Origin of the sequence: Sphingosinicella sp., assembly GCF_052388015.1 — a bacterium.
Classification (GTDB): Bacteria; Pseudomonadota; Alphaproteobacteria; order Sphingomonadales; family Sphingomonadaceae; genus Allosphingosinicella.
In genome coordinates this window covers 1-9,024 of sequence record NZ_JBQTIN010000065.1, presented here as the reverse complement: position 1 = coordinate 9,024, position 9,024 = coordinate 1, and the positions used below count along the sequence as shown (strand labels likewise).

General features: G+C 69.1%; 12 protein-coding genes and 2 tRNA genes. 8 read left to right on the top strand and 6 right to left on the bottom strand.

All coding sequences use genetic code 11. From position 1 onward, the window contains the following. Together ACT4N3_RS05800 and ACT4N3_RS05795 are read right to left on the bottom strand one after the other, a co-directional pair. Positions 1-476 (bottom strand): LysR family transcriptional regulator (locus ACT4N3_RS05800; RefSeq protein ID WP_444854262.1); only part of this gene is annotated, 476 nt, incomplete at its 3' end. A gap of 81 nt (positions 477-557) precedes the next feature. Continuing rightward, positions 558-1,151, bottom strand: a complete 594-nt coding sequence (locus ACT4N3_RS05795; protein WP_444854261.1) for a hypothetical protein — start codon at positions 1,149-1,151, stop codon at positions 558-560. Positions 1,152-1,228: 77 nt separating this feature from the next. Between ACT4N3_RS05795 and ACT4N3_RS05790 the strand changes: the two genes are divergently transcribed. The 7 genes from ACT4N3_RS05790 to ACT4N3_RS05760 all read left to right on the top strand — a co-directional run bounded on the left by ACT4N3_RS05790 (position 1,229) and on the right by ACT4N3_RS05760 (position 6,125). After that, positions 1,229-2,761 (top strand): AMP-binding protein, encoded by a 1,533-nt coding sequence (locus tag ACT4N3_RS05790; RefSeq protein ID WP_444854260.1) that lies wholly within the window; start codon positions 1,229-1,231, stop codon positions 2,759-2,761. After that, on the top strand, positions 2,758-3,522 hold the full coding sequence (locus ACT4N3_RS05785) for a crotonase/enoyl-CoA hydratase family protein (RefSeq protein WP_444854259.1): 765 nt from the start codon (positions 2,758-2,760) through the stop codon (positions 3,520-3,522). The genes ACT4N3_RS05790 and ACT4N3_RS05785 overlap by 4 nt, the downstream gene beginning before the upstream one ends. An 86-nt stretch (positions 3,523-3,608) precedes the next feature. Further along, the gene (locus ACT4N3_RS05780) at positions 3,609-4,025 is read left to right on the top strand and encodes a DUF805 domain-containing protein (RefSeq protein WP_444854258.1); all 417 of its coding nucleotides are present in this window, start codon (positions 3,609-3,611) and stop codon (positions 4,023-4,025) included. A 44-nt stretch (positions 4,026-4,069) separates the two neighbouring features. Next, complete coding sequence (locus tag ACT4N3_RS05775; protein WP_444854257.1) at positions 4,070-4,606, top strand: DUF805 domain-containing protein; 537 nt, start codon at positions 4,070-4,072, stop codon at positions 4,604-4,606. 45 nt (positions 4,607-4,651) lie between these two features. Beyond that, positions 4,652-4,736: transfer RNA gene (locus ACT4N3_RS05770), tRNA-Leu, on the top strand. Between the two features lie 41 nt (positions 4,737-4,777). Further along, positions 4,778-5,983 (top strand): AI-2E family transporter, encoded by a 1,206-nt coding sequence (locus tag ACT4N3_RS05765; protein ID WP_444854256.1) that lies wholly within the window; start codon positions 4,778-4,780, stop codon positions 5,981-5,983. Between the two features lie 65 nt (positions 5,984-6,048). Then, positions 6,049-6,125: transfer RNA gene (locus ACT4N3_RS05760), tRNA-Asp, on the top strand. A 100-nt stretch (positions 6,126-6,225) separates the two neighbouring features. Here the strand turns inward: ACT4N3_RS05760 and ACT4N3_RS05755 are convergent. The 4 genes from ACT4N3_RS05755 to ACT4N3_RS05740 all read right to left on the bottom strand — a co-directional run bounded on the left by ACT4N3_RS05755 (position 6,226) and on the right by ACT4N3_RS05740 (position 7,709). Beyond that, positions 6,226-6,453: a DUF2842 domain-containing protein gene (locus tag ACT4N3_RS05755; protein ID WP_444854255.1), complete on the bottom strand. Its 228-nt coding sequence runs from the start codon at positions 6,451-6,453 to the stop codon at positions 6,226-6,228. Next, complete coding sequence (locus ACT4N3_RS05750) at positions 6,444-7,028, bottom strand: 5-formyltetrahydrofolate cyclo-ligase (protein ID WP_444854254.1); 585 nt, start codon at positions 7,026-7,028, stop codon at positions 6,444-6,446. The genes ACT4N3_RS05755 and ACT4N3_RS05750 overlap by 10 nt, the downstream gene beginning before the upstream one ends. Before the next feature lie 150 nt (positions 7,029-7,178). Beyond that, on the bottom strand, positions 7,179-7,508 hold the full coding sequence (locus tag ACT4N3_RS05745; RefSeq protein WP_444854253.1) for a cell division protein ZapA: 330 nt from the start codon (positions 7,506-7,508) through the stop codon (positions 7,179-7,181). Then, positions 7,509-7,709, bottom strand: coding sequence for a hypothetical protein (locus ACT4N3_RS05740; protein WP_444854252.1), 201 nt, complete (start codon positions 7,707-7,709; stop codon positions 7,509-7,511). 129 nt (positions 7,710-7,838) lie between these two features. Between ACT4N3_RS05740 and ACT4N3_RS05735 the strand changes: the two genes are divergently transcribed. Then, positions 7,839-9,024, top strand: a 1,186-nt coding sequence (locus ACT4N3_RS05735) for a thiamine pyrophosphate-dependent enzyme (protein WP_444854251.1), incomplete at its 3' end; no start/stop codon positions are given.

Here is a 9,024-nt window from a genome sequence, read left to right as displayed (position 1 = left end):
TTGTCCGCCTCGGTGCCGTGCCAGGCGCCGTCGCCGAAGCGGATCGCGAAATCCAGGCCTTCCTCGGCGATGTCGACGCGGTTGTTGTTGGTGGAGAGGCGCAGGTCGATTTCGGGGTGCGTGCGCTCGAAACCGGGCAGGCGGGGCAGCAGCCATTCGAGCGCGAAGCTGCCGACCGCGCCGAGCGTCACCACCTCCTGGCCGCCGTCCGGCTCGAATCGCTCCAGCAGCAGGGCGATCCGATCGAACGACCCGCGCAGCTCCGGCAGCAGCGCTTGCCCCTCGTCGGTCAGCGCCAGGCCGCGCGGGAGGCGGTGGAACAGGGTGGCGCCGAGCCGCTCCTCCAGCGCCTTCACCTGGTGGCTGAGCGCCGCCGGCGTCACCCGCAGTTCGATCGCCGCTTTCTTGAAGCTCGAATGGCGCGCCGCCGCCTCGAAAGCGCGCAGCGCGTTGAGCGGAAGATAGGGCCGGATCACGCTCGCTTTCTAGCGGCCTCGCCGGGCGGGTGAAGCGAAAGAAAAGTAACGGCTGCCCTTATCTTTCCTCGCTTGGAGCGTTCAGCGCCCGGCGACGGGGCCATAACCGAGCCGGGGCGGCCGTAGCGTGGCGAGCAGCGCCTGCCTCTCCTCACGGGTCATGGCGAGCGCCCAACTCCAGGCGGCGTCGTAGTCATAAGCGCCCGGGATGCGGCGCTCCATGCCGACCACGCGGTCCGCGAAGCCCTGCCCGTAGAGATCGGTCAGCGCCTCGTAGTAGAAGAGGTAGAGCGCGCGGTGATCGTCGATGCCGGCGGCGCGGCCGAGCGTGATCGCCAGCCGGTGGCCCAGCTCGTGCGTCATCGTCGCCCGCCAGACGTTGACCGAATAGCCGGCGCGCAGCCGGATCGTGCGCCCGTCCAGGCTGGTCATCGGCGCGCCGTCGCGGACGAGCACCTCGATCGGCAGATCGGGGAAGGGGACGCCCGCCGCGCGCTCCAGCGCCGCCGCGATCCGTGCGCCTTCCTCGCTCCAGCGCTCGCGATAGACGGCCGCCGACGGCGCGAAGTCCGGCCGGATCGGCGTGAACTCGAGCGGCGGCGCGGCGGCGCAGGACGCCAGCCAGGTCGCCGCCAGCGCCCAATGTCGCGCATCGATAGGGATCGGCGCCGCCATGATCTGCCTCTGTCCTGCCCGGCCGCCGCTTGCAAGCGGGTCCGCGCCGTGGCCAAGTGTGCGCGGGAGGGAAGGACATGCTCGTCACCGAACTCATCCGCCGCGGCGCGCTCTGGCACGGCGACAGGATTGCCATCCTGTTCGGCGACGAGGCGATGACGTTCCGCGAGGTCGACCGGCTCTCGAACCGGATCGCCCATGTCTATGCGGGGCTCGGCCTCGCCAAGGGCGACCCGCTCGCCTTGCTGCTCGACAACGGCCTCCATTCGGTGCCCTGCGATTTCGGCGGGGTGAAGGCGGGACTGAGGCGCACGCCGCTCAACGGCCGGCTGTCGCGCGATGAGCATCTGCAGATGCTCGCGCTCGCCGGGATCGGGACTTTGGTCTACGGCACATCGCAGGCCGAGCGCGCGGCCGAGCTCCAGGCGGCGGTGCCGGAACTCAGGCTCTACGGCCTCGGCGACGATGCGCTCGGGCCGGATCTGCTCAGGCTCGCCGAAGACGTGCCCGAATCCGACCCGCGCCTGCCCGCCGAGCCGGACGACGTGCTGCTGCGCCTGTTCACCTCCGGCACCAGCGGCACGTTGAAGGCGGCCGAGCACACCCAGGCGAGCTATGCGGCCGTCGTCCACAATGTGCTGACCAACCTGATCGATCCGGCGGCCGGCGACGTCATGCTCCACGCCGCCTCGATGATCCATGCCAGCGGGACCTTCGTCCTGCCTTACTGGCTGCGCGGCGGCGCGGCGGCGATCCTTCCCGGCTTCACGCCCGCCTCCTATATCGAGGCGATCCACCGCTGGCGGCCGACGGCGCTCAATCTCGTGCCGACGATGCTGCAGATGCTGTTCCAGTCGCCGGGGATCGACGACGCGGATTTCTCCTCGGTCTCGACCATCCTCTACGGCGCCTCGCCGATGCCGCGGCCGGTGCTGGAGGAGGGGTTGCGGCGTTACGGTCCGGTCTTCGTCCAATATTACGGCCAGACCGAAGCGCCGCTCGCGATCTGCGCGCTCGGCAGGCAGGACCATGTCGATGCGACGCCCGAGCGGCTGCTCTCCTGTGGCCGGCCGAGCGTCGAGTGCGAGCTTCGGCTGGTGGACGAGGATGGCGCCGACGTGGCGGCGGGCGAGCCGGGCGAGATCGTGCTTCGCGCGCCGTTCGTGATGAAGGGCTATAGCGATCCGGGACAAGAGGCCTTCCTGCCCGGCACGCGCTGGCTGCACACCCGCGACATCGGCCGTTTCGATGACGAGGGCTATCTGACGCTCGTCGATCGGACCTCGGACATGATCGTGACCGGCGGCTACAACGTCTATCCGCGCGAGGTGGAGGATGCGCTCGCCGGCCATCCCTCGGTCGCGCAGGTCGCCGTGGTCGGCCTGCCGGACGACGTCTGGGGCGAGATGGTGACCGCCTTCGTCGTGACCCGAAACGGCGCCGCGCAGGACGAAGCCGCCTTGACCGCCTTCGCGCACGAGAAGCTCGCCGGCTACAAGGCGCCCAAATCGGTCCGCTTCGTCGATGCGATCCCGCTGAGCGCGGTCGGCAAGCCGCTCCGCCGGGCGCTGCGCGAGCCGTTCTGGGCCGGACGGGAGCGGCGGATATGAGCGTGATCGTCGCGCGCGAGGGGCCGGTGACGAAGGTCATCATCGACCGTCCCGAAGCGCGCAACGCGGTCGACGCGGCCACGGCGCAGCGGCTTCGCGACGCGTTCGACACCTTCGAGGCGGACGATGCGGCTTCGGTGGCGGTACTGGCGGGGACGGGCGGCCATTTCTGCGCCGGCTTCGACCTCAAGGCGGTCGCGTCGGCGGCGGGCGATTACGACCCGGCCGGGGAGGGGCCGATGGGGCCGACGCGGCGGCGGCTGGCGAAGCCGGTGATCGCCGCGGTCGAGGGCTATGCGGTGGCGGGCGGGCTTGAGCTGGCCTTGTGGTGCGACCTGCGAGTCGCGTCCGAGTCGACGGTGTTCGGGGTGTTCTGCCGGCGCTGGGGCGTGCCGCTGATCGACGGCGGTACGGTGCGGCTGCCGCGCCTGATCGGGCAGGGCCGGGCGCTCGACATGATCCTGACAGGGCGGCCCGTCGCCGCCGCGGAAGCGCTGTCGATCGGCCTTGCGAACCGCGTCGTTCCGGCCGGCGAGGCATTGGCGGAGGCCATGCGCCTGGCCGAGGAAATCGCGCGTTTTCCGCAACTTTGCCTGCGTACGGACCGGGCCTCGACCCATGCGGCGTTCGACGGCGATCTCGCCGCCGCGCTGCGCGCCGAAGCGGAGCGTGGAATGGCGCCGCTGGCCGCGGAAGCCCAGGCGGGAGCCGGCCGCTTCGCCGCCGGCAAGGGACGCGGCGGCGACTTCGGCTCGATCTGACACAGCGACGCTTGATTACAGGGGAGAAATGACGGACGTTGCCCTGTCGGCCGGACTCGGCCGGTCTGCCTGGAGGGGGATTCGCGATGAATTACATGCTCATGCCGATTATGCGTTATTTCGATTTTTCCGGCCGCTCCCGGCGGAAGGAATATTGGATGTTCGTCATCCTCTACATCGTCCTCTATATCATCGCCGGCATCCTGGACGTGCAGCTCGGCTTCGCCACCACGACGAGCACCTCCGAATTCGGTGACGGCACCGCCTCGGCGAGCTTCAACATGCAGGGCGGCATGCTGACGATGATCCTGCAGCTGGCGCTGCTCATTCCGAGCATCGCGCTCGCGGTTCGCCGCGCGCACGACACGGATCGCTCGGGCTGGTTCATCCTGATCCCGATCTACGGCCTGATCATCGTCTGGTTCTTCGAGGGCACCCGTGGCCCGAACCGCTTCGGCCCCGATCCGAAGGGCGGCGCGGCCGAAGCGCAGACGTTCAACTAGGACCCGGAAGCCGGTCAGGCTGATCGCCGGGAGGAGAGCAGGCGATGGAATGGATGTTCATGCCGCTCAAACGTTACGCCGAGTTTTCCGGCCGCTCGCGCCGGATGGAATTCTGGATGTGGATGTTGTTCCAGATCCTGCTCGGCGTCGCCTTCCTCGTCGGCATCATCGGCCTGGCCGGCTCCGCCATCATCGCCGGCGATACCGAGCAGGCGCTGGCGGGCGGGGTCGGCGTAATCGGGATCTTCCTCTTGTGGCTCCTGGTCTTGCTCGCCTTCTTCATCCCCAATCTGGCGGTGACCGTTCGCCGGCTGCACGACACGGATCGCAGCGGCTGGTGGATCATGCTCTATTGGGGACCCTATCTCGCCAGCATCTTTTTGACTCCGGCGATGGTCGGCGCCGCCGCCAATGACGGCAATCTTGAAGCCTTGATGGGCGTCTCACTGCTCTTTTCGGGCGTACAGCTGATCGGCGGCCTTGTCCTGCTCGTCTTCCTGTTCCTTGACGGCACGCCGGGCCCGAACCGCTTCGGCCCCGATCCCAAGGGCAGGGCCGACGCCGGGAACGTGTTCGCCTGAGGCGGTTGCGGCGCCGCGCGCAGCGCCCTAGATGACGGCGCGCGTGCCCCTGTGGCGGAATTGGTAGACGCGCTCGACTCAAAATCGAGTTCCGCAAGGAGTGCCCGTTCGACTCGGGCCAGGGGCACCACGACGCTTCCCTAACCGCGCGCGCTGCGGCATGCTCGCCGCATGGCCGAGCGCACGACCGATCCACAACGCGAAACCGAGCACGCTCACCCAGGCGACGCCGCGATCGAGATGGAGCTGGAGGCGGTCGCCTATCGCCGCGACCGGCTGCTCGCCGGCCTGGTGCTGATGTTCGGCATCGCGCTGACCGTCGCCTTGCCCTTCGCGCTGCGCGCCGGGGCGGAGTTCTTCCTGCCGGTGACCGCGGCCCTCGTCATCGCGATCGCTTTGGTGCCGACGCTCGAATGGCTGGAGCGGCGGCGCATCCCCTCGGCGCTGGCCGCCTTGCTGTGCGTCGTGCTGTTTCTGGTTCTCGCCAATATCGCGGTCGCGGCGATCGTCATTCCCGCCTCGCAATGGTTCCAGGTGCTGCCGGAGCGGATCGGCCAGCTGCGCGAGACGCTGGCGCCGATCGTCGCGCTTTATGCCAATCTCGAGCAGTTCGTGCAGGGCATCGTCGATCAGATCGGCGCCGGCGAACCGGCGGCCGCCGTCCAGGCGGTCCGGGTCGAGACGCCGAACACCTTGCTCCAGATCCTCGCCGCCTCGGCCCCGTTCGCGGTCATCCAGATGTTTTTCGCGGTGCTGGTGATCTACTTCTTCCTGGCCGGCTGGACGCGGATGCGCCGCCGGACGATCACCACCCGATCGAGCTTCGCCGGCGCGATGACCACGGCCCGTGTCATCCAGCAGGTCGTCGACGCGACCTCCGCCTATCTCGGCACGATCACGTTGGTGAATATCGGTGTCGGCGCGCTGCTGGCGCTGGTCCTCTGGTTGCTCGGCATGCCGAGTCCCCTGATGTGGGGCGGCATCGCGGCCCTGCTCAATTACATTCCCTATCTCGGCCCGATCGCGGCCGCGCTGCTCCTCGCGGTCGGCGGGCTGATGAGCTTTCCCCAGGACGTCTGGTTCGCGCTGCTGCCGGCGCTGATCTTCATCGGCCTGCACCTGGTCGAGGCCAATCTGGTGACGCCGGCGATCGTCGGGCGGCGCTTGACCATCAACCCGCTGATGATCCTGCTGTCGCTGAGCTTCTGGGCCTGGGTGTGGGGCACGACCGGGGCGCTGCTCGCGGTGCCGTTGCTGATCATCATCCGCACCATCATGGACGCCGCCGGACGGCCCGACATCGCCGGTTTCCTGTTCGAGGAAGGGACGCTGATTCAGGATCCGGACGAGCCGCGGCCGCCGCCGCGCGAGCCATGAGCGGGAGCCGGCCCAGCTCGCTTGACAGCGCATTGAGCCTCCCGTAACCGCGCCGCCGGCCCCAAGCGGGTGTAGCTCAGTTGGTTAGAGCGCCGGCCTGTCACGCCGGAGGTCGCGGGTTCGAGCCCCGTCACTCGCGCCAGGCTGGAGCGAGGCATGCGGCGAAGCAGCATGCCGTTCGGCAAAGCCGACGTGAACAGCCAGCCGGCCTGCGCGAAGCGACAGGACCGACGTCACGCGATTCACTCGCGTGACGGCCCCCGCCACCGACCCGTTTCCATCCAGCGCAGCAGCGGCCGGAGCGGCGCGATCCAGAGCAAGCCGGCGACCAGATAATAAATCACATGAACCCAGCGCGGGAGGCCGTCGAGCAGCGGCGCGACGCTGACGACGAGCACCGCCCAGCCGGCGATCAACAGCAGGATGAGGGCGATGCCGGCCGGTTGCCGCCAGCTCGGCTCTAGGCGCATTGGACCCACTCGTTCGGTGTTGCCACGGCGTCGAGCCGGGCGTCCCAGGGCTCGGCAGGCAGCGGTCCATCGACGAGCTGGTCGGGCCAGCACAGGCCGATCGTGATGACCGGATGGCCGCTTTGCCTCAGATGGGAGAGGGCGCGGTCGTAATGACCCTTGCCATGGCCGATCCTCACCCCGCGCCGGTCGGCAAGCACGATCGGCACCAGCACCACATCGGGCGCGAGCGCCTCGGACTCCGGGGCAGGCTGCAGGACGCCCCAGGGGCTCGGCTCGCGCGCCGGCCCCTCGCGCCAGAGGAAGATGGCGTCGCGGTCCGCGAACCAGGGAAAGCCGGCGCGCTGGCCTTGGCGCAGCCCGGCGAGGATCGGCATCGGGCTGATCTCGTCCTGGAGCGGATGATAAGCGGCGATGACGCGCGCGCCGATCAGATGGGGCAGCACCAGACCGGCCAGCGCCTGCTCCAGGCTGAAGCGGGTCGGGTGGTCGAGGCTGCGCGCGAAGTCGCGCCGCCGCCGGAGGCCCTCGGTGCGTAATTCGCTCTTGGTCGTGGTGGGTGACGGGACCGCCATGGCCGTTTGCTCGGAATATCCTCTGACGCCTCAACGTCAGGTGGGAACCATGTGCTTCGGGCCAGGGCCCGGGCAGGGACAGTCCCCCAGGATGCATATGCCTCAGGGATGTTCTTGAGCGCGCACGAGGCAGTACCCGTCGCGCCCTATCTAGGCGCTGCCGTGCTCCCGCTCAAGGCTCTCGGCCAGCACCTCCATTCGGCCGGCGAGCCGCTCGAGCGCCTCGGCGACCGCGGGATCGGGCGGCGGCGGGACGAGATCGGGCAGGCCGGCCCCGGCGCGGACCTCCTTGAGGTGGTCGGCGAGCAGCAAGGCGGCGAACAGCAAATGGCGGGTCTCGGTAAGGCCGCCGAGCGCCTGCGTCGCCTGAGTTGCGTGATGATCCACGGTCGCGGCGAGGCCCTTGAGATGCTCCTCCTCGCCGTCGCGGCAGGCGACATTGTAGCGCCGGCCGCCGACGTCGATGTCGATATTCGCCACCTAGCGCCGCTCCCCCGACGCGATCAGCGCGTCGAGCTGGGCGAGGGCGCCGGAAACGCGGCTTCTGAGCGCGTCATGCGCGGCGTGGAGGCGCTGCTCCTCGCTTCTGTCGACGGGCGCCGGCCGCGCCGCCGCGGTCTCGATCCGGGCGAGCGCCCGCTCGATCCGGGCGATGGCGTCGAGGGCGCGCTGGTCGGCCACGATGATGACGATAGCATGACGGTTGCGCGCGGCAAGCCGCGACGGTTGACCTTGCCGCCTCCGCCGATAAAGGAACGGCGGCGCCTTCCGGCGCTCCCGCTTTTCCGCCTCCCGTCCGAAGGGATTTTCGTGGACGTCAGCACGACCTCGCTCGCCAACGCCATCCGGGCCTTGTCGATGGACGCCGTGCAGGCGGCGAACAGCGGCCATCCCGGTATGCCGATGGGGATGGCGGACGCCGCGACGGTGCTGTGGACCGAATATCTGAAGCACGATCCGGCCGATCCGAAATGGCCGGACCGCGATCGCTTCGTGCTGTCGGCCGGCCATGGCTCGATGCTGATCTACAGCCTGCTCCATCTGACCGGTTACGCGCGGCCGACGATCGAGGACATCAAGGGCTTTCGCCAGCTCGGCAGCCCTTGTGCCGGCCATCCCGAGAATTTCCTGCTCGACGGCGTCGAGGCGACGACCGGGCCGCTGGGGCAGGGCGTGGCGATGGCGGTCGGCATGGCGATCGCCGAGCGGCACCTCAATGCCGAATATGGCGACGAACTGGTCGATCACCGAACCTGGGCGATCGCCGGCGACGGCTGCCTGATGGAGGGCGTCAATCACGAGGCGGCGGGGCTCGCCGGCCATCTCGGGCTGGGCCGACTGAACGTGATCTGGGACGACAACCGGATCACGATCGACGGCGCAACGGATCTTTCCACCTCGGAAGATATCGAGGCGCGCTATGCCGCTTATGGCTGGCACACCGTACGCTGCGACGGGCATGACGTGGACGATGTGCGCCGCGCCTATGGCGAAGCGCTCGCCGACCCGCGCCCGTCGCTAATCGCCTGCCGGACCATCATCGGCAAGGGCGCGCCCAACAAGCAGGGCACCGCCGCCACGCACGGCGCCGCGCTCGGCGCCGACGAGGTCGCCGCCGCGCGGACCGAGCTGGGCTGGGATCATCCCCCGTTCGAGGTGCCCGAAAACATATTGTCGGCCTGGCGCGAGGCGGGGCGCCGCAGCCAGGGCGCGCATGCCGAGTGGAAGCAGCGCCTGGCCGCGGACGGGAAGCGGGCCGAGCTCAGCCGGCGCATGGCGGGCGATCTGCCCGAGAGCTTCTCGCTGGCCACGTATGTTCAGGGCCTGATCGATGATCCGCAGAAGGTCGCGACGCGCAAGGCATCCGAAATGGCGCTGGGCGCGATCAACGCGCAATTGCCCGAGACGATCGGCGGATCGGCCGACCTCACTGGTTCGAACAATACCAAAACAAAGGATCAGAACCCGCTCACCAGGAACGATTATTCGGGTCGCT